This window comes from Endozoicomonas numazuensis (assembly GCF_000722635.1).
GTDB classification, from domain to species: Bacteria; Pseudomonadota; Gammaproteobacteria; order Pseudomonadales; family Endozoicomonadaceae; genus Endozoicomonas_A; species Endozoicomonas_A numazuensis.
This window is the reverse complement of record NZ_JOKH01000002.1, coordinates 519,612-540,564: the sequence shown is the minus strand read 5'-3', so window position 1 is coordinate 540,564 and position 20,953 is coordinate 519,612. Positions and strand designations below refer to the sequence as shown.

The window sequence follows — 20,953 nt, the reverse complement described above, 5'->3', positions numbered from 1 at the left end:
TGGCGGGACGCAGTCGCTTAAAGGTGAGATTTATTTATAGAATTTTTCTTCTCGAGATAATGGTCTAGAATTCTTTCGTTGCTTATTTCTAACTTATTTGGGTAAGTCCATTCTATTGTTGAATCGAGTTTTATGAAAATGCAAAAAGTTCATCTGGTGTCAGGCCGAAGATTGTTGCTGCCTGCAGTCTTGGTGGGAATTGCACCATTCTCCTTATTGACGGAGGCTAAAGGCGGTACGGTTGGCCAGAATGGAGTATCTTTCTCTACGCAGAATCAATATGGTGAGAATTTTGAGTTTAATGTGCCTGAGGCATCTTCTTATCTAAATGATTTGGCTGAGCAGAAAGGAGCTTCTGATGGTCAGGATGAAAAGCGAGTGCTAGTGCTAGTGCCAGTGCCAGTGCCAGTATCAGAACCAGTATCAGAACCAGTATCAGAACCAGTATCAGAACCAGTATCAAAGCCAGTATCAAAGCCAGTATCAAAGCCAGTATCAGAGCCAGAGCCAGTATCAGAGCCAGAGCCAGTTATGGCTTCGGTAGAGCAAGAGCCGTCTGAACTTAAGCCATCTACTGTTCCGAAAGTTGCGTTAGTTCCCGCCTTCCCTTTGGTTTCGTCAGCATTGCAGTCTAACCAGATTGCTCATCAGAATACAGTTTTAGTGAACTCCAGTATTTTTGATCGATTGGGTTCTGGAGCTGACTCTGGCCTGAGTGCAGGAAATGGATTTTCAGAAAGTAACTTCTGGGGAGTTGTGAACTATTACTCGGGTAAAGATGAGGATGATTTTGCCGGTAAGTACGATCTTGAATCCGGGGGGGTTACCCTCGGTTATGATCTGAGTGGCGGTAACATGGATGAGTTATCGCTTGGTCTGGCCTTTTCCTATTTGAAGGGTGAAACCAGTAAGGCTCGAAATGATGTCAAACTGAAGCAGGATTATGTGCTTGGTTCACTTTACGGGAAGTGGGTCTTGAATATTGTTGACCTGATGGCTGCAGTGCATTTTGGTAAAACAGAAAACAAGCAGGACCGTCAGGATGCAGGCAATAAAATAAAAGGAAAGTATGATTCCAGGCTTTGGGGAGTGACTTTGCATGCAGATATGAATCTTTATGCAGGTGAAGTGGATTTCGTGCCCTTCATTGAATACAACTACCTGAAGAATAAGCTGGATGACTTTACCGAAGATAAAGTGTCCAACCTGAATACGTATTCCGTTAAAACATCCGATTATAATATCTCTGAATTGGGTGGCGGTATTAAACTGAGCACACGATTGGGTGCGGGATCTGGCAGCAATGTCCTGTTGATGGGATTACTGGCCGGTTACCATGACTTTAACGATGATGAAACCAAGACTACGATAACGGGCGCCAGTAATCCTGTTGTATTGCCTACACCTGTGAATATGACTAAAGCTGATAAAAAGGATAAAGAGCGTTATCGTGCCGGTGTTGGTGCTGAGTGGGCAATGAACAGCGGTTTTGGAATGGGTTTGACCTATGATTATCACTGGAATAAGAGTGCGAAAATCAATGCAGTAGGTCTCCATCTGAGCTATGCGTTCTAGTCTTAATCCTTTTCTGGATTGTCTGAGTCTTTTTTTTTAACTGGATTCTATAGATATAAAAAAAGCGACTTTCGTCGCTTTTTTTATGTGCTGACAAGGTTGCCGGATTGTCAGAACTTTTATGGCTCCGGGCAAAATATGCCCAAAGCCTTGTTAACTCTAAAGAGTTGTTTCGCCAGAGACGAAAGCTTCTCTTAGTTGAGCTTTTCCTTGATACGAGCCGCTTTACCGCTCAGAGCGCGCAGGTAGTACAGCTTAGCTTGACGTACGTCACCGCGACGCTTCACATTGATAGAAGCGATCAGAGGGCTGTATGTCTGGAAAACACGCTCAACGCCAACACCGCTGGAAATTTTGCGAACGGTGAAAGCGGAGTTCAGGCCACGATTACGCTTGGCAATGCAGACACCTTCGAACGCCTGCAGACGCTCACGGTTGCCTTCTTTAACCTTAACTTGGATAACCAAGGTATCACCAGGGCCGAAGCTTGGGATTTCCTTGGTCATTTGCTCTTGTTCGAGCGCTTCAATGATTCTGTTCTTGCTCATCTTAAATTTTGCTCCCGTTAGTCAAGTGTTCCGCTTGTTGAGTCGCCTTGCTATGGCTTTTCAGGAAAACTCTGTTCCTGAATAAATTCAGACAACAGTTTTTCCTCTTCACTGGTCAGTGTCCTGTCTTGCAACAGGTCTGGCCTTCTCAGCCAGGTTCTGCCCAGAGCCTGTTTGAGGCGCCATGCACGAATTTTCGCATGATCCCCAGACAGAAGGACTTCCGGCACTTGCTGTCCCTCGAAAACCTCAGGACGGGTATAGTGCGGACAATCCAGCAGGCCATCAGCAAAGGAGTCCTCTAATGCGGAATCCTTGTGACCCAGGGTGCCCGGTACAAAGCGTGATACTGCATCAATCAGAGTCATGGAGGCGAGTTCGCCACCACTTAACACGTAATCACCGATCGACCATTCCTCGTCGATTTCATCGTTGATTACCCGCTCGTCAATACCTTCATACCGCCCCGATACCAGAATAAGCCGCTTTTTAGCAGCCAGTTCCTGAACCCCAGCCTGATCAAGCAGGCGTCCCTGGGGAGACAGGTATACTACCGTGGCATCGGCTCCAGCAGCTTTTTTTGCTGCATGGATGGCGTCACGCAGAGGTTGAATTTTCATCAACATGCCGGGACCACCGCCGTAAGGTCGGTCATCCACAGTTCGGTGTCTGTCGTGGGTGAAGTCCCTGGGATTCCAGGTTTTCACTGAGACAATTCCTTCCTTTACTGCCCGGCCAGAAATGCCGTGATCAGTAATGGCCCGGAACATTTCCGGGAACAGAGTTACTACACCGAACCACATATCTGCTGTTACGGGTGATTGTTCATGGCTTTCTATCAGCTCAGGGCTACTTGTCAGCTCAGGGCTACTTGTCAGCTCAGGGCTGTCCATGTCAGCTTCACTCATAACACTTAAAATTCCGGATCCCAGTCAATCCGAATGAATCCTGCTTCCGGATTCACTTCCAGTATCACCTGATCCAGTAACCAGGGAACCAGTCGCTCGCGTCGGTCAAGGCTGCCCTTGCAGGCTTTGATGACCAATACGTCGTTGGCTCCTGTCTCCATCAGGTGGCTGGCTTTGCCCAGCAAAAGTTCATTACCCGCTTCATCAGCGGTTCTGACTTCCAGACCTTCGAGCTGATGCCAGTATATTTCGTCATCAGCCAGAGGGGGCAGCTCGCTTTCTGCAATCAGGATTTCGGCACCAGCGTACTGGCGGGCAATATCCCGATCATCGCATCCGGCGATATGTGCGACCAGACCCTTGCCTTGACGGCGGCCCTGATCGACTTCGATGGTCTGCTGGCGACCATCCTGGCGCAAAACCCAGTGTTTGTAGTTCAGAATGTTGGTCATAGGGTTCGTGTGTGAAAACACCTTCACCCAACCTTTCACTCCGTACACACCAGTAATACTTCCGAGCACAACCTGTTTGGGTTGAGTGGTCTCTGATGCTTTATTCACTGGTTCTGTTCCTTTTGAGGTGGCACTTTCAAACAGCTCAAGCCTGTTCAATCGCAACCTCAGGCTGCTTTAGAGTCTTTCAGCAGCTTGCTAACGCGGTCGGATACGGTAGCGCCCTGGCCCAGCCAGAACTCAACACGCTCCTGGTCCACACGCAGACGTTCTTCCTGACCACGAGCAGCAGGGTTAAAGAAACCTACGCGCTCGATGAAACGGCCGCCTTGTGCCTTACGGCTGTCAGCAACAGTCAGGTGGTAGAACGGACGCTTTTTGGAACCGCCGCGAGCTAAACGAATTGTTACCATGGAATAATTTCCTGTAATCGTGATGTCCGGCAACGCTTGTCTCCGGAAGCGGTATAAGCCGCTTCCAGACTCATGGAACATGTTTAGTGAGCCATGAAGGGCGCATATTCTAAGGAATAACCGCCCCGCTGACAATAAGCTTGACACTTATCTTGTTGCGGAAAGTCTCATAAGAGGAGGGGAAGAGGGGGTAAATGTTAGTTCTGCTAACAGTCTTGTTATGAATTAAACCTTGCACCTAAGTTCTAAAAGGCAGAATTTGTTCGTATTGGAGGTTACTCATGGCTAGGAGGCTGACCGAGAATAGCGTCCGAGCATAAAATTCAGTAGAACGAGTCAGCTTTTTCACTGAATTTGTGCGAATAGTTGACCTATTTAAGCAAATTCAGTGGAAAAGATGGCCGTTCTTTCTGGATTTTAGGCCGGGCTGTCTATTCTCGGTCAGGCTCCTGGAGTTGATGGCCATCAGAATGTTTCGCAGACGCCAGTCTATAACCCGGGATTATCATCGGTTTCCAGTGCTCACAAGAGTGATATTGATACTTCAGAAGGACTCAACTATACCTCCAGGTTGAGAAAAAGCTATCCTGAGCTCGCTCTGGCTGAAAGGGAAATTAAAGGAGAGGACTCCCCGTACCTGATTGAGACATTGCTCAATGTTATCTGGCAACTCGGTGGATGGGTTTGTAAATTTTTATATGGGCGGTTCGGTTGGGAAAAACTATTTGAATACCCTCAGACTCAGTGCTGAGGATATTCGGAAGCTCGAAACCTGAGAGGGTTTAAGCAGCATTAAACTGGCTGAGAATCGTAGAAACTTCCTGAATTCGCTGTTCAAAGCTGGCCTTGCTGGCTCTTTCATGGATGGTGTGGTCGCCATCGCCAAAAGGACCAAAACCGTCCAGGGTGGGTGTGCCTGTGGCCGATGCAGTATTGGCATCGCTGACGCCGCCACGTTTTTCAGTCGGCAGGGCGTAACCCAGAAGTCCTTCAATCTCGCTCAGTAATGCCTGTTGTGATTCGGTGCTTTCCATCACATCTCTTTGCAGACCACCGCTCAGAGAGGCGCTAACCCCTTCTACCCAGACCTCTTGTGCAATGCTCTGGATGGCTTTCATAACCCGGTCTCGCTCTGGAGCACAGGTAAAGCGAAATTCAATGGTCAGGCTCGCTTTGGGGGAAATGGTGTTGGCGCCAATGCCTCCGGACATTTTACCGACATTAACCGTTGTGCCTGCTTCAAGGTCAGTGAGTTCGGTCAGAGCGATCAGCATTTTTGCTGCAGCCAGGTTGGCGTTGCAACCTTCGGTGTATTTATTGCCGGCATGGGCTGCCTTGCCTTCCAGTTCAATGAACAGGGTCCCGACACCTTTACGGGCAATTACCACTTCATTATTTTCTCCGGCGGCCTCGAACACCAGGCAGGCGTCATAGTGCTGTGCCAGTTCAGCGGTCAGGTATTTGCTGTCATCGCTGCCGGTTTCTTCGTCACTGACCAGAAGCATGTCGATATTTTTGATCTGGCCCTGTTGATGATGGATCTGGCGTAGAGCACTCAGGGCAACATGGTTGCCACCTTTCATATCGCAGACACCTGGGCCATAAATCCAGTACTGGTCTTCATGAAAATCGGTAAAGGTATTCACCGGGAAAACGGTATCCAGGTGACCAAGAAGCAATAATTTGCGACCTTCAGTGTGTTCAGATTTGAAATGAAGATGGTCACCCATTTCTTTTCGCTCATGGCGCTCAACGTGATAGCCCAGAGCTTCCATCCATTCAGAGAAAACCTGACCTACCTGGTCAACACCGGGTTTGTTTTTGGTGTGAGAGTTGATCTCAATAACAGAAGCGAGTTCTTTAAAGTCCACGGTAGTTTCTTCGTTGTCTTAATAAGGCAGTCAAACGTTCGATGGGGGTATGTTGATTAACGATTCTAAAATCGTATTGATTAACGCAGCATTAATCTATTTTTAACAAGGGCCCACTTGGAGGGTTGAAACTAACACAGGAGAGTGCCTTAAAAAGAGAAAGAAGTGAGGTGGTCTGTCGAAAAATTGATCTGAATCAACAGATAGGCGAATGTCATAAAAGCAGAGTTAACAAAACGGATAGTGATAGGTATATTTCCTTTGGGCTTTAAGGGGTTGCACTGGGGTTTTTGTTTTGCTCTGGTGGCTTTTTTGGGAAAGCCTGTAAACATCTGATAACCACTGTCAGGTGAGTTTGGATGTTTCTGTCATTACCTTGAATCTAAAACTATAACACTTCCTTGTTGTTCTAATTTAGAAGCAACAAAAACGTTATTGCTCAAATTCCAAATAAGGTCATGTTCATAATTCATTATGAATACGTCCTTCACATAACCGATAAGTTCTACAGGAATTGATCATGTCTAAGTACACCGTTGGACTCTGGCTATACCAGAATGGTGGCGGAGATGTTATCCAGCGAAAATTGATTGAGCGTCTGAGAGAAAGAGACATTGGTGTCATCTCCGGGCTGAACCTGGCCAAGGCGTTGGCCCATAAAGGCTCAATTGTGTGCAATGGCGTTAATATGGAAGACTTGGACCTGTTTTTTACTTACAACGCAGGTCAACAAACCCAGTATCAAATGTATCTTTACGAGATGCTGGATCGTTGCATTCCAATTATTAATAATTACCGTTCTTTTGCCTTAACGGAAGATAAGTTTAAAACGACTCATCTGTTACGCAGGCATGGAATAAATACGCCTGACTATTGTCTGTGTCGCCATAATAACCTGGATGCATTGCGTGCCAGTATGGTCGACTGGGGTGGCAGGGCTGTATATAAACCCACCGATGGCTGGGGTGGCACCGGTATTGTTCGTCTGGACAATGAAAGTGCTCTGGATATGCTGCAGCCCTTTATCAACAAGATCGATATTCAGCACTTTTTTGTCGAGCGCTTTGTTCAGAATGATCACACGGATTTCCGGATTGATGTTGTCGATGGTGACTATGTCGGTTGCTATGGGCGCAAGGCCCCTGAGGATGATTGGAAAACCAACATCACCAGCGGTGGCAGCGTTATGGTGCGTGAACCTAATGAAGAAGTCATAGAGCTGGCTATTAAGGCGGCAAAAGTGACCGGCCTGGAAATTGCGGGTGTTGACCTGATTTATGACCAGGAGCGTGAAGAATACGTTGTGCTGGAAGTAAACGGTATCCCGGCCTTTGCTACACCGGAGCAAGAAGAGCTGGGTCTGGATTTTAACGATCGCAAGATCGATAAAATTGTTGAGTTAATTGAACGAAAAGTCACCGTGAATAAACTGGTAGATATTGAAATGAATCCTCTCTCTGAAAGGAGAGTTGAAGAGCGTGTTGAGGAAGCTGTTCATGCCGCATAAGAAAAACAGACTGCCGAAGATTGGTCTGCTCTATCTGGATCATGTACTGCGTTTCTTTGACAAGTCCAACTTTCGTGGCTGGCCTGACAAAATAGAAACGGTCGTTTACCACTGGGGTAATGACAAAGAGCGCTTTATTAATGAAGTGAAGCGCAAAAAAATAGAAGTGCTGATCGGGAATATCCCCGCTACGGCTTACGAAACGTTCCGGGAAATTGCCAGGGCTCTGCCTGATGTGCAATTTGTACCTTCCATGGATGCCCAGTTTGCGAATAAATCCAAGGAAAATGTGACGCACTTCTGTGAGAAATATAACCTGCCCATTCCTAAAACCAGAATATTTTACGATCGTGATGAGGGAAGGGCGTTTCTTAGAAATACGGATTACCCCAAGATCATCAAGCGTTCCTATGGTCCGTCTAACTATGGGGGCTTCTATGTCCACAAGGTGGACAGTGAAATAGAAGCACTGGAACTGATGGCAGAGAAACAGTATTACCCTCTTTATATTCAGGACTTCGTGCCAATGAAGGCTGATATCCGGGTGATGCTGATTGGTCACAAACCTGTCTGTGCTTTCTGGCGTCGTCCTCCTGAGGGTGAGTGGCTGACCAACACTTCACAGGGGGGCAGTATGGATTATATGGATGTCCCTAAAGAAGCACTGGAAGTGGCGGTCAGAGCATCGAAAGCCGCAAATGCTGAATACTGGGCCTGCGATATCGCCGTAAGTCACGACGATCAGTACAGCATTCTGGAGTGTGCAACAGCGTTTGCTGCATTTCCTTATATCCGGGACTGGATTGGCCAGTATCTGATGTGGAAGCTGTCAGCCGGTCGTATTCGCTGCCCACACCTCCCTCTTTATAACTGGGAAGAGCTGGGTAAGATCTCTTCCTCAGTACTGAGAACCATGCGGTATATTCATTTTGGCCGCTCGGCGGAAGCCCAGGCTATGACTGATACGGCTGAAACCTTCACTCGTATGGATAAAGATGGGTACCCCATTATTGATACTCATCATCGATACGAAGAAGAGTGGCCCAGTGAAGTCTGGAATCGTCAGGATAATTACCGTCAGGACAGCAGCCCTGCATTGTCTGAAGAAACAGATTCAATAGATCGACTGCAAGCAGTGGATACAGGTATTGAAGATGCAGTATCTGTGCACTGAACAGGCATGATTGCACGGTAACGTGTCCGGGGGCGGAAGGCTGAGCCTTTCTCCCCTTTCTACAAGACTCCCTCCTCTTGACCTTCATCCGGGTAATATTCACGACTTTTCAGTCGTGCATCCTTCATTATGTGGTTGGGAAAGTCGTCCTGACAGGGTAAAGTTATACGACAATGAATAAAAGTGTTCTGGCAATCGATTCATAAGCTTAACAAGCCGTTGTCAGTGTTTGCCATGTCAGCACAGGGACTCCTAGGAGGCTGACCGAGAATAGACAGCCCGGCCTAAAATCCAGAAAGAACGGCCATCTTTTCCACTGAATTTGCTTAAATAGGTCAACTATTCGCACAAATTCAGTGAAAAAGCTGACTCGTTCTACTGAATTTTATGCTCGGACGCTATTCTCGGACAGCCTCCTAGCCCCGGGCATGCTTCATCATAATTACAAGTCTCTAGCCTATGAAACAGCAATATATTTCGTATCAGGAAACCATCGACTTCCTTAAGCAGGCCATGGGAGAACACCCTGACCTGATTCGTCTCCAGAGTATTGGAGATACCTGGGAAGGCCGGCCTATCATGTTGGTAACGATCTCTCAGGATGTGGCTTATGCTGATGAGAAGCCGGCTTTGCTTTATACCGGAACCATTCATGCACGAGAGTGGATCGGTATAGAATTAGCTAACAAATTTATCCGATACATCATTGACAACTATAAGACCAACCCGAGGTTACTCAGGGCTCTCACACGCAATACTCTGTATATGGTTCCTTGCTTGAATCCGGATGGGTTTGAGTACTCACGCCGGCACTTTTCCTTCTGGAGAAAAAATCGCCGCAATAACGGCGATGGCACGTTTGGTGTCGATCTGAACAGAAACTTTGGTGTTCGGTTCCGCAAGAATACAGATACAAGCTCTGTCGTCTATGGGGGGCCGGAAGCCTTCTCTGAACCGGAAACCCGGGCTATCAAGGATTTTGTGGATCATCGACCCAATATTACCGTTGCTCTGGATTACCATTCTCAGGGCAATGTCTTCTTCCCGGCGCACAAGTTTAATCACGAAGAAGAGATCGAGGGCACTGATCTGAATATGCTCTGTGCCAATATGGCCGGAGAGATTCGCAAAGTAACCGGGCGGCAATACGGTATACATCGGGGGAAGCCGCCCTTTAATCTTATTCACGGCAGTGGTCGTGAGTATTATTACAGCAAGGGAATACTGTCTACGGTTGTGGAAGTGGGTACACGGAATATTCCGGATTACCTTATGAATATGTCTCAGAGTGTGGATGAGAATATCCCGGCTCTGTTGTATGCACTAGAATCAGCTATTAATTATTCTCACCATGCACCTGAACGCGTGACGTCGCTGAAAGCCGAACAAATTTCGTCTCAAGAGGTTGTTCTGAGCTGGGAGCATGACAGTCAGTCCGAGTGTTACTTTGAAATCTACCGAAACGAGTCTCCCAAGCAGCCCTGTACGGAGCAAAACTGTATAGCGGTAACCGGCACCAGAAGTTATACCGATGTTCAACTGAAAAGTGGGCAACGTTATTACTACACAATCCGGGCCGTAGATCGGGTAGCTGGCATCAAATCGCCCTATACGCCGATGCTGAAAGTCAGAACACGACTGGCCAATGATGAGTTTCTGTACACCTTGTTCCCCGGCAGGAAAGAGGTGGGTTATGTAGGGGAAAAGACGCGTACCCGCAATACCGAACACTTTGGTCATAACTCTCTGTTTGTGGGAGTGAACAAGCATAAGGGGTGTTGTTATGGCGTTGTGGCTTTCAATCTGGAAAGCATGCCGACGGATGCCCTGATCAAGAAAGCGACATTCTCCCTGTATCCAATGAACCGGGTGAATGCCAAAATTGAAAAGTACGGTGAGTGGTCGGTTTCTATTCTCGACAGTTCTGAAATCAGCGACCTCACCAGTTATGATCAGATTGCCAATGCCTCCGTCATACAAACACTGGGTGATGCTATTGAGTCAGACAGTTTGACTCAGGGGATCTGGACAGACTGGGACTTTTCTGCGGTTGAAAAACGACTGCTTCAGCAGCAGATAGAGCAGGGGCGTCTGATTCTTCGGATTGAAGGGCCTGACGAGTTGCCTTTAGGGCATGACTCTCAAATGATGCAGTTTGATATTGGCTATGGTCGGTTTGGTGGCGGGATTCATTATCGTCCCAGCATGGAACTCACCTACACTCGTTCAAGTCAGCAATTGCACCTTGAGCCTGCCAGTATTCATACCATTGACAAGCAGGCGGTTGAGCCGGGTACATTGAAGTCCGGTTTTGATCAGGAAGGTGACAAGGTCTACGGACACCTGGCATTTAACCTTGAAGGATTACCGGACCCGGATAAAACCGTAATTACTTCGGCGTATATCAGGTTGAGAGCCAAAAACCAGCTGAAAACCCGCAAAGATATCCGCTTCACTATTGAATTAGCTGAACTGGAAGAACTGGATTATGAGAACGTCCAGAACCGGCAGCAGATTGAGTATCTCGGCTATGAGGTCAGTAATGCCCAGCTAAGAGATAACCCCAGTCATCATTTTATGTTTGACAGCTACTGCCGTACGATCCTGGAAGAATTACACGGCAAGAAACAACCGGTTTATCTGATTGTTCGGCCAACTACACCTTCACAGGAAAAGAATGCCATTATCGACTGGCATGGTGAAGGGGATGCCTGGCAGGCTGAACTGGTCGTCGAATACATTGAGCGACGAAAAACTCCGGTGACTCCACCGTCTGAGCTCATGGCTGTGATGGAAAAGGGGCGGGTCAAGCTGAGCTGGAAGAATCCGGACGATGCAGACTTTGTGGGCTGTTATGTCGTTCGTAACCGTTTTCAACCACCCCGTTCGCCGCTGGATGGAGTAAAGCTCTATGGCGGGCAGGACGAGTATACTTACGACGACTTTGGCAATCCCAATATCCCCAAATACTACACCGTCTTCAGTTATGACAATGTGCCTAATTTCTCAGCCCCTACCACGGTCATGTTCAGCGTTGATGAAGTGATCCCTGTGGTGGAAGAGGATCATTATGAAACTCAGGAAGAGGAAGAGTTTCGTCTGGATGGTCTGGAATTGAATGTAGAACCCATCGATTAATTCAGTCGTGAATCCCTCAACCAGATGAAAAGCACTGGTTGAGGGTTATTGACGTTTAAAATCCGGGTTGATTGATGACAGCAATGGCTGGTCGCATCAGCCATAGGTTGAAAACCAATACCAGTAAACAGGCAATAATAGTGCCCCCCCCCTTTTTTTATAATGAAAGACTGCTTTGAAAAGACGGCAGTATAAATAAGAGATAAAGGTTGTGATTTGGCCTGATGCAGAGGCTCTTTTCTCCATCACTTTTGCTGATTTCTGGAGCCCTGTCGACAGTGCCGTCATTCAGGATAACTGGACAGGGTCTCAGTTCATAAAGGATGTACGATACTGCATAGTTGACGTATAACTCTGTTAGAGTCAGGCGGAAATGGAAGCTATAAAAAGGCTCAAGGGATGAAGGCCAGTCTGTTAACAATGCATTTAATACAGCGGGTTACAAACATGCCATTGACCTGAAGAAAGGCTGATGCATACAAATCTTGACTTGTAGTGTGAATGAGAAGGCTATTTAATCGCACGAATATTAATGAGAGAAGCTGTATGGCTTTAGGAAGATTTGAGGCAGGTTCATGAGCTTCAAGAGAGTAAAAATTCCACTGGTTTCGCAGTTGAAAATAGTGGCGGTTGCCTGCCTGATCCTGACCGTGTTGGAAGTGGTCAATATTGTCACCGGGCGCAGCCTTAACAGCTATGGTCTGATTCCACGAGATACTTCAACCGGCTGGATAGGTATCTTTACGTCACCTTTTCTGCATGGGAGTCTGTTGCACTTCTTCTCTAACATAGTGCCTTTTGCCATTTTCTCTGTTCTGGTGCTTCAGCACGGGCTGATCCGATACATTCTGGTGACGGTCGTGTGTATCCTTCTTTCAGGTGTTCTGGTCTGGGGGTTCGGGCGTCCGGGTGTTCATGTGGGGGCCAGCGGGTTGATTTATGGCTATTTTGGCTTCCTGGTGCTGGCAGGCATTTTCAGTCGTGAGATCAAGCTGATTCTGATTTCAATTTTTGTGGGAGTATCCTACGGAGGATTGATCTTTGGAGTTTTGCCTGGCATGCCCTATATCTCATGGGAGAGTCATTTGTTTGGGCTATTGGCCGGTTTTTTATGTGCCTGGTTGTGGGCTCATGAAAAGAAACAGAAAAAGTGAAGGCTGGGAGCCTGTCGAAGGATACAGGTAATGCACTTCGACTGGCTCAGTGAGAACGGCATTCTGTCTATGATGAATGTCTATGATGAAGGACAGCCAGCTTCCGCCGCGTGGATTACTTTCTCGCCTGTTTGCCGGGTTGTGGGGTGGCTCAACGCTTGTTGCTCATAGAGGAAGAGGTTTTTTATAACCAATTACTTAATATCAGGGCCGCAGTAGTTATTGCTCAAGGCTGGAGCTATAAATATTATTTTCAGGAGACTGATCATGCTAAAAACCACCACCTCCACAGTAGACGGTCGCGAAATCTCCGATTATCTGGACATTGTCGTAGGTGAGGCCATCCTGGGTGCCAATGTTTTCAAGGATTTCTTTGCCGGTATTCGCGATATTGTCGGAGGGCGCTCGGGTGCCTATGAGAAAGAAATGGGCAAAGCCCGGAAAATTGCTTTTGCCGAGATGGAAGAGCAAGCCATAGAGCTGGGTGCTGATGGTATTGTCGGCATTGATATTGACTATGAAGTGGTTGGCAAGGAAGGCGGTATGATGATGGTCAGTGTCAGTGGCACCGCCGTTAAGTTCAAATAGTTGTTGTACACACTTCATTTATCGTCACGGTTGTATTACGACTAACCTCTGGGTACCGGTTTCGGGAGCTTCATCTGATGTTCGAAGAGCAGTAGACTGAGCTGGCTGTCGCGGTTGATGATATTGCGGAAAGAATCAGAGCTCTGGGTATATTTGCGCCGGGTTCCTATAGTGCATTCGCCAAGTTGAGTGCCATACAGGAGGTCGATGAAGTTTTGTGTGCTGAAGAAATGATCAAGACTTTAACTCGTGGTCACGAACAGCTGGTCAAAACAGCTCGTAATGTGTTGAGAATTGCCCAGCAGGCTGACGATGAGTCCACCGCTTCTCTGGTTTCCGACAGAATGCGGTTGCATTAAAAAACAGCCTGGATGTTGAGGGCTTCAGAAAGCGCTTGATCCTGTTGATTGTTACTTCAAAGCCGGTCTTTTTTCAGATCGGCTCACCCCCCCCCTCTCAGTTTGCCTTCAATCCCCATCTTGTTTTTGTTAGTCCCGCTAACCTCTCTGTCAGTGGAACAGGGAACATACGCCTGAACAGGCTATCTCAATTTAATATCCAGCAGAGAATCGAGATGTTGCTATGTTCGAAAAAGAGTTCAGCCCTGCCAGTACTGCAGAACTGAGGCAGGTATTTGATTCCAGTCAATCCTCCCATACCCGTCCTTCTGGTTCGGGGCAGCGTCGCTCGCCTGATTATTTTGCAGCTTTACAGGTACTGTCGCCAGAATCTTCCTTTCCTCATGATCTTGGGTTCCCCACCATGGACACTGATCTGACCGATCGTGACCTAACACTAGCCAGTCCTCTTGCGTCCTACCTGCGCCTGCCTGTTCAGACTCATTCTATTGCTGTGCAAACAGATAAAGACCTTCCTCAGGAATCCTGTTCCATTGGTCTTCAGGTCGGACCAGAAAGCTTTCAACATGCCATTGCCACTCAACCTTATTCGGGCACAGTCCTTCCTGTTGAAGACGAATCTGATTCTGAACCCGAAGAGGAAGTGGATACCCTGGTTCGAATTCCCCTGATCACCACTCAGCCCAGGCGGCTTCAGCTGACAGGAAGGCTATCTATCGAAGCGGAATTACAGCAGAAGCAGGATGAGCTGAAAGTGACAAATAAGGATCGAGATCGAAAAAAACAGGCTCTGGAGCGCATCAGGCGAGAAAGAGGGACTTTGTTGGCACAGGTTGAAAAGTTGCAGCATGAGGCCAGTAACAGAGACTCTTTGTTAGTCGCCGAAAGAGAGAATAATGAACAGTTACGAGGAGATCTTTGTATACACAATGATAGGGGTCAGCACTCCAAGGGACAAATCAAAAAGTTACGGGAAGATCTGAAAGCAGCGGCATCAGAAAAAAAGCAGTTGCAGCAACAGGTTGGCAGCCTGGAAGAGCAAAAAACGACACTGGAAAATTCTCTGGCTGAGAATGAGTCTCTTGTTCTGGATCTGACAAAGGGTTTTAAAGATGTCAGCCAGAAGTTAGACCAACATAAACTGTCTGCTGAATGCACCAGAGCCAATCTGAATGGTGAAATCGATCGATTAAAGAAAGAAGTCACTCATTTAAAGGCTGAATATGAAATAAATCAGCCCGTATTGTCCTGTGCTGTTGATGTAGCAAAAAAATTTAAAGAGTTGTTAGAGGAAAAGACGACAGAAGTAGACAGACTTACCGTTGAGTCTGATAAGGCTAAAGCAGCGCTGGGAAAGCTCGAACAAGATCATCAGCAAGTCCAGGCACAGATTGATAAGCAGAAAGAAGTCATTGATGCAATTAATAGCCATCATGAGCATGCCTGTCATCAAAAAACTCAGTTGGAGTCAGAGTTAAACAGACAGAAAGAAGATCATAAGGCTCTGACTGCAGAGAGGAATCAATTGCTTTCCGGTCAGAAGCAACTTCAGGAACAGCTGAGAAAAGCTAAAGAAGACCTCCAGAGGCAACTTTCAGATCTGAATACGTTCTCTGATGAACAGCAGGAGCTGGCAAGAACACGGCAAGAAGTCTTGGTGAAAGCAAATGAAGAGCTTGATGAGCTTCAACAGGAACTTGAGGTGATCGGTGCCTGCAGCAAGTCTCTTATTGATCAGGTCTCTCTCAAGGAATCAGAAGTGGCTTCATTGCAAAATGAGTTACAGCTTTTGCGAGAACAGGTGGCTGATCTTGAATCACTGAAGTCAGAACTTGAGCAAACCCGTACACAGCTTGATGCAATAAAGGACGAGCTGGCATCTGCAAAAGAGTCACTGGGTAAGGAGCAGAATTCTCGACAGACACTCATTAATTTACTTTCCGATCAACAGTCACAAAATGCCTTATTGAAGGCTGATGAGCAGCACTGGCTGAAAGGAAAGGCTCAGTTGGAGAAGCAGCTGAAGCAAAAACAACGGGAGTTGGATGACAGTTACCGCAAGCATGAAGAATCACTGGAGGAGACCAGTGTTCAGCTTGAGGCGGCAAAAACCCGTGAAGGACTTCTTACCTCAGATCTTGAGCATCAGAAGGAGCTGCTGGAAAAGGAGAGGGAGCAGTCGGCACACTATAAACGATTAATGGCTGAGCTCATGGCTTCCCTGAATCCATCGGAACCAGGAAGTCATGAGGAAGAGATGACCGAGGAGATAACAGACGACGACTTGGAAACTTCTGTTCGTCAACTTGTGTCTTTAGCCCGCAGTCATCAGGAACTGCCAGAATTGCTTGCTCGACTCAAGAGACCGGCGCCTGATTTGACGGAAAGCTCACTAGCGGATAGCAGTGCGGTGTATTCGTCTCTTATGGATGCCCTTCATACATCTCATCAAATGTTGTATCCAGCAGAGCCAGATTCACCGGATTTACCGATGGAGTTCGACAGAGGAGGGGGTTGGGATGACGATCCGGAAATGGAGTATGATCACCCCGATTCTCTGCCGTCATCAAAATCACCAGACGTTCTCCCGAGCACTCTCATACCGTCGTCTGCAGGTAGCAGTGAAGTGGATTCCTGGGTGAGCAGCCGACCGTTAACGCCCGAGCCACCCGTAGTTTCAAAAAAGAAAGATCAGGAGGCGCCTGGCTTTACACCCTTTATGTTCCCGGTTGAAGACGCATACGACAGTGATCAGGATCCGGACTTCGATCCGGATGCAGATGATGACATGGAAGTGGTATGGCAAAAGGAGATTGGGGTTCAGACCGATCCAGTTAATTCCTTACGGTCTCTGGAGGAACTGCTGGCAGCCGGTATGGAGTCTGACTGGCCTGAAGAAGCATGTGCCCTTGAGCGCAGGGCGATCAGTTGTCATGAAGATCTTTTTGGAGAGATACCAGAAAAAGAGCAGGCCACCGCTAACAAGATTGCGGAATATCTGGAAAGGCGCAAAGGAAAAGAAACATATTGGGGGGTTCTCAGAGACACACTCAATAACAACTTCCCGGTGCCCAAATGGCCGGAATTTAAACAGACGGACAAGTGGACCATTCCCATGGTGCGATACGCTGCTTTTCGATTCCAGATCGAAGGCGCAGGCGTTTTTGAGCAGAAAGACTTCCTGGAGCTTAAACACGATACGGCTGCCTATTTCTTTGCATTGGGGCAGCACGTGCTTCGCAAGCCTGAGTCCAGACAGTCCGGGGTGGCTTTTAACTTCAAAGAGGCTGGTTTGAAAGTGCCTGAGTGTGGAATGTTCAAGAAAGGTTTTGGTGAGTGGACACCTGCGGTCGTTTATTTTCTGGTTTGGTACTTCAGTGAAACGGAAACCACAACGAGAGAGCATCTCAAGAAAATATTGGCGGTATTGAGTCCTTCTTCGATGGCTTACAGGCAGGTTGTTATTGAGTACATCGCCAAGTTTCTTGATTGGCACCCCATTGAAGGACGTGAGGTGGTTTACGATGCAGAAACGGATAAAGCTATTTCTTACCGTTCCAATGAAATGAATCATTCAGGAGAAGGCGCAGGCAGCAAGGTAGAAGTGCCTGCGGATATCGTGCTGAAGTCCGGTGTTGTTGTCAGAGAGGGGGTCAAAACTCGATCTGGAAACTGGACGGCAACAGCCATAAAAGCCTTGCTTGAAGGTGCCGGTCTGGTGGTCGAACTCACCGAGGCAAAAGGCAAACAGGACGTATTTCAATCTATCAGGACAGCCGCTCACAAGAGACAGCTTGAGGTTTACAAGCGATGCCTGAAGCAAGCGGTGGATTATCATCCGGATAACCTGCGTCATACAATTGATGGCCAGAAACAACGTAACAATAAACGAACTTACAATGAGTTATACCCTGTCGATGGCACCATTATTGCTACGGCACCTATGGATACACCCAGATTTATCCTTTCTTGTCTTTACCATCTGGAGGGTGGTTTCAAGTTGTTTAAAAAGGAAACGGTTTTTGGCTTTGCTATTAAAATGCTCAACTTGATTGAGCCAGAAAAAGAAAATAAAACGAGAGAGAAAAAGCTGCAGGACATAGTGGATCAGCTTTTGGTATTGAGGCTCTCGGCTTCTGTTAATAACAGCAGTGTGCTCAGTGAAATCAGAAAGCTGGAAGCTTTTAAAGTCACGGCTGATGAGTGGACTGTAGAAGATATAGTCGATAAAAGACGTACGTTACCCCAGGTAGAATGGCTTGATGGCTCAGTCACAACCGGACAATACCAGCAAACGAATAGAGGAGCTTCTCGATCTGCCTATGCAGCAAAAGTAAAGTCGGGTGAAGTTGTGGGTAGGAAACGAAAGACAGGCGACACACCTGCAGGTGAAAAAAAATCAAAAATGGCGGGCAAAAAGCAAGCGGACGTTAGACACGAAGTAACCCGCAGAAAAGACAGTGAGAGGTAGTTCTTATGGCAAGGAAGCAAACGTCAGTATTTGAATACAAGGAGTGCTTATGGCCAGTCCACAGATAGTCAGGCCCGCTTCACTGATCTTTGACACGGGGACTCAGTGCGAAACCCCTGACGCCCATGATAATAAAGGGGGACGATGGTTGTTCAGGGAAACTCAGTTGGTCAAGGGAGCATCAATCGTTACCGGGCAGGGTAATAGAACGGCTGATGTACAGTGTGTGCCCGACAAAGTATCCAGCTCCTCTTCAGGCAGCTATTATTCAGCACCCTCTTCACCTGTTCGTTCTAAGCCTGTATCAGAAAAGTTGATAGAGAAAAATCCTGATGATGCTTTTTTTCAATTGTTAGCTTGTATTCGCGAAAAGCCGGAGTGTCAGGATGGAGAAAAACTGAAGTCTGCACTTGAGCTGGGCGAAGGTATCGGGAGGAAGAAAAAAGCTAAAAGCCAGCAGCTAGCCAAAGGAGGGGAAGCCATACTTTGGGCATCGAAGGGAATTATTCCCAGAGATCTGGAGGTCCTGGAACAATGGATCGTGGATCAGAGTCATGAAACGTTTTCTGTACTATGTTTTGCTCTGGCCTGCAGTCAGAGTAAGGATCGTGAGCAGGTTATCTGGGGAGTTTATTGCCTGAATTTTCTTCTGAAACATCATCCCGATGAGGCCGCTGCTCAAATCCATTGCTGGCTGGCACTTTATCATCTGGAACATGCATTGCTGACTGATGCTAATAAGGTAGAGTTGATCGAATATCTGGAAGCCGCAGCCAAGGCACGTATTCCAGTGGCTCAGTGGATTCTGGGAATGGGGAGCCTCGGTTTGATCAAGCAATTGCCTGCCATGGAGCCTCGACTCGGTTTCCGACATTTATTGGAAGCCACCAAATTAATGAATCCGATTGCGATTCGGGAAACCGAGGTGGTCAGTCCGTCTTTGCTCTATATGATGGATCCCCTGACGTTTGGGTCAATGGAGGCGTTGGCCAAAGATCATGAAGACGGTATTCCCCAGAATCGTATATTGCAAGTGGAGTCGATGTTGAGTCTACATGATCCATCTTTCAAGTCAGAATTTCTTCCCTGGTTTTTCAAGAGGCTGTTTGCAGTGAATGGAAGCCTGAGCGCTATAGAAGATGCGTTATCTGATATTGAACATTACCCTATAATGAGGGACCTTCGTCCAGTCATAAGAATGCTGGAATCTCTCAGAGACTTTGAGCTCCACTACCATTGCAATGCTCAGAAAGAAAGCAGCCAAATCCTGGCTCTGCTACTTCAGAAGAAATTTTATGAAGAGGGCTCTCCACAGCACAAAAAACTGGAGAAGATGATAGAAGAGAGTCGGATAGAAGCGTTTGAAAAAATGCATCACTTTCGGGTTCAATTATCAAACAGGGAAGCGACCAAAGCTGAGAAAGCGGTCAGAATGATTCGAAAGGCTCTGGAGCAGGCCTATCCGGATTTTTACAAGGGACTGTTAAACTGCTTTCTGGGCATCGCTCTGGAGCTGGAGTTCGTGAAAGAGTCCAATCATCGACTTAAGGCTGCTGAAGCATACCGTCAAGCCGCCAACCTGGCAGGCTTTACTAATTTATTGCACTTCACTTGTGCGGTTTATATCAAGGAAGGTCAGTATGAAAAGGCTGCCCAGGTCACTCATCAGCTGGCTGATGCAGTGCTTGTAGAAGAGAGTCGCTCTGATTATCGAAAACTGGCAGAGTCGTATATGGAGAAGTATGAAGAGAGCAAGGGATGGCCAACGCTGGATGAAGCAGAAGAGTTAACCCGACAGGTAGGGTTGGAATTGTCGCCAGAGACTCAGAAGAAAAAGCCACAAGGCAAGTTTCAGGATTACGACCCCGGTTGGATTCCAGTTGAGACTGTTCGTCAGAGGAAAGAATGTGAGAAACCCAGTCGCCAAAAGAAAAAGCATAAGAATAATGGGGCGGAGCATCTTTCGGAAGTTGATTCATCGGACGGGAAGAAAGGGGCAGAGCGACATATCAGGGGGGAAGAACGGTCAGATCCTGTGCAACCTTCTCCACTCCCCCCTGCTGCAAAGAAAATGGACTCTCCCGTTCTGGCTGCAATGAACGGAAAGAGAGAACTTGCAGATCTCCTCCCTCGAAAGTGGCCTGATGAATTAAAGAAAGTCCCTTATGCTGGCTACAAGTTTCGAGCAGAAGGCTTTCCTGAGAAGGAGCGCAGTCTATTGTTGAGTGCCATGAAAAAATACTATGGCCAGCCCGGCGTTGAGAGAATCCATGAAGAGTATGCCTGGCACCTGATGAGGTTGCAGGATGAGCCTGTCATGTTGTTTGCCATGAACAATGAGTCACTATTGAATCGTGGTCACAGGCTTAAGCCTCTATCACGAGATACCCTGAAAAAAGCGGAACTGCATCTTAGAAAAGCCCTGGCTATCAAATTGCAATTGTCGTTATCGGAGTTGCCTGAAGACCCTTTGAATGATGCAGAAGTGATTGCAGAAGGCATAGTCGCGGGTTTTGAGAATGAGCACGATAAACGCGACTACTGGAAAAGCTTTACCCGTATTATGAGTTCATTTGGTCATCTTTATGAACGGATGGGAGGGCTGTCCTATCAGGTGGGGCATAAGGGGATGACTCAGAAATCCGCTCAGGCTTATGGGCACAAGCGCCACTGATGAAGCTCAGAGCCCTGCTAATGGAATGAATGATATAAAGCATGAATGAGCAATCAATCCAGTCAGGCTGCTCATTCATAACTTGATTGAAGTCATTCCGTATCCCTGATAAGAATGAAGA

The 20,953-nt window shown here is 47.2% G+C and carries 14 protein-coding genes; 9 read left to right on the top strand and 5 right to left on the bottom strand.

Annotated elements, in window-relative coordinates:
• The first annotated feature begins 132 nt into the window (after positions 1-132).
• Positions 133-1,575: an autotransporter outer membrane beta-barrel domain-containing protein gene (locus GZ78_RS09705; RefSeq protein ID WP_152558646.1), complete on the top strand. Its 1,443-nt coding sequence runs from the start codon at positions 133-135 to the stop codon at positions 1,573-1,575.
• 194 nt (positions 1,576-1,769) lie between these two features.
• On the opposite strand, the gene rplS is transcribed toward GZ78_RS09705, so the two are convergent.
• The 5 genes from rplS to GZ78_RS09680 form a co-directional block, all read right to left on the bottom strand.
• Complete coding sequence (gene rplS / locus GZ78_RS09700) at positions 1,770-2,123, bottom strand: 50S ribosomal protein L19 (protein ID WP_034835061.1); 354 nt, start codon at positions 2,121-2,123, stop codon at positions 1,770-1,772.
• 50 nt (positions 2,124-2,173) lie between these two features.
• Positions 2,174-2,926 carry a tRNA (guanosine(37)-N1)-methyltransferase TrmD gene (gene trmD, locus GZ78_RS09695; protein ID WP_034836327.1) on the bottom strand — a complete coding sequence of 251 codons (753 nt, stop codon included), beginning with the start codon at positions 2,924-2,926 and terminating at the stop codon, positions 2,174-2,176.
• A 110-nt stretch (positions 2,927-3,036) separates the two neighbouring features.
• Positions 3,037-3,591: a ribosome maturation factor RimM gene (gene rimM, locus GZ78_RS09690; RefSeq protein WP_034836325.1), complete on the bottom strand. Its 555-nt coding sequence runs from the start codon at positions 3,589-3,591 to the stop codon at positions 3,037-3,039.
• 59 nt (positions 3,592-3,650) lie between these two features.
• On the bottom strand, positions 3,651-3,896 hold the full coding sequence (rpsP, locus tag GZ78_RS09685; RefSeq protein ID WP_034835060.1) for a 30S ribosomal protein S16: 246 nt from the start codon (positions 3,894-3,896) through the stop codon (positions 3,651-3,653).
• A 782-nt stretch (positions 3,897-4,678) separates the two neighbouring features.
• Positions 4,679-5,767, bottom strand: a complete 1,089-nt coding sequence (locus GZ78_RS09680; protein ID WP_034835058.1) for a M20 family metallopeptidase — start codon at positions 5,765-5,767, stop codon at positions 4,679-4,681.
• Positions 5,768-6,287: 520 nt separating this feature from the next.
• Here GZ78_RS09680 and GZ78_RS09670 point away from each other — a divergent pair.
• The 8 genes from GZ78_RS09670 to GZ78_RS09635 all read left to right on the top strand — a co-directional run bounded on the left by GZ78_RS09670 (position 6,288) and on the right by GZ78_RS09635 (position 20,832).
• Positions 6,288-7,274: an ATP-grasp domain-containing protein gene (locus GZ78_RS09670; RefSeq protein WP_081869769.1), complete on the top strand. Its 987-nt coding sequence runs from the start codon at positions 6,288-6,290 to the stop codon at positions 7,272-7,274.
• On the top strand, positions 7,264-8,448 hold the full coding sequence (locus GZ78_RS09665; RefSeq protein WP_034836321.1) for an ATP-grasp domain-containing protein: 1,185 nt from the start codon (positions 7,264-7,266) through the stop codon (positions 8,446-8,448). Before GZ78_RS09670 ends, GZ78_RS09665 begins: the two co-directional genes overlap by 11 nt.
• 459 nt (positions 8,449-8,907) lie before the next feature.
• Positions 8,908-11,586 (top strand): M14 family zinc carboxypeptidase, encoded by a 2,679-nt coding sequence (locus GZ78_RS09660; protein WP_051786010.1) that lies wholly within the window; start codon positions 8,908-8,910, stop codon positions 11,584-11,586.
• 575 nt (positions 11,587-12,161) lie between these two features.
• Positions 12,162-12,740, top strand: a complete 579-nt coding sequence (locus GZ78_RS09655) for a rhomboid family intramembrane serine protease (protein WP_034835054.1) — start codon at positions 12,162-12,164, stop codon at positions 12,738-12,740.
• 267 nt (positions 12,741-13,007) lie between these two features.
• A complete protein-coding gene (locus GZ78_RS09650) occupies positions 13,008-13,328 on the top strand; it encodes a heavy metal-binding domain-containing protein (protein ID WP_034835053.1) in 321 nt (106 codons plus the stop codon).
• Between the two features lie 101 nt (positions 13,329-13,429).
• Positions 13,430-13,687 carry a Dps family protein gene (locus tag GZ78_RS09645; RefSeq protein ID WP_330217610.1) on the top strand — a complete coding sequence of 86 codons (258 nt, stop codon included), beginning with the start codon at positions 13,430-13,432 and terminating at the stop codon, positions 13,685-13,687.
• Between the two features lie 223 nt (positions 13,688-13,910).
• Positions 13,911-18,158 carry an AAA family ATPase gene (locus GZ78_RS09640; RefSeq protein ID WP_034835051.1) on the top strand — a complete coding sequence of 1,416 codons (4,248 nt, stop codon included), beginning with the start codon at positions 13,911-13,913 and terminating at the stop codon, positions 18,156-18,158.
• A gap of 49 nt (positions 18,159-18,207) precedes the next feature.
• Positions 18,208-20,832, top strand: coding sequence for a hypothetical protein (locus GZ78_RS09635; RefSeq protein WP_034835049.1), 2,625 nt, complete (start codon positions 18,208-18,210; stop codon positions 20,830-20,832).
• The last annotated feature ends 121 nt before the right edge of the window (positions 20,833-20,953 follow it).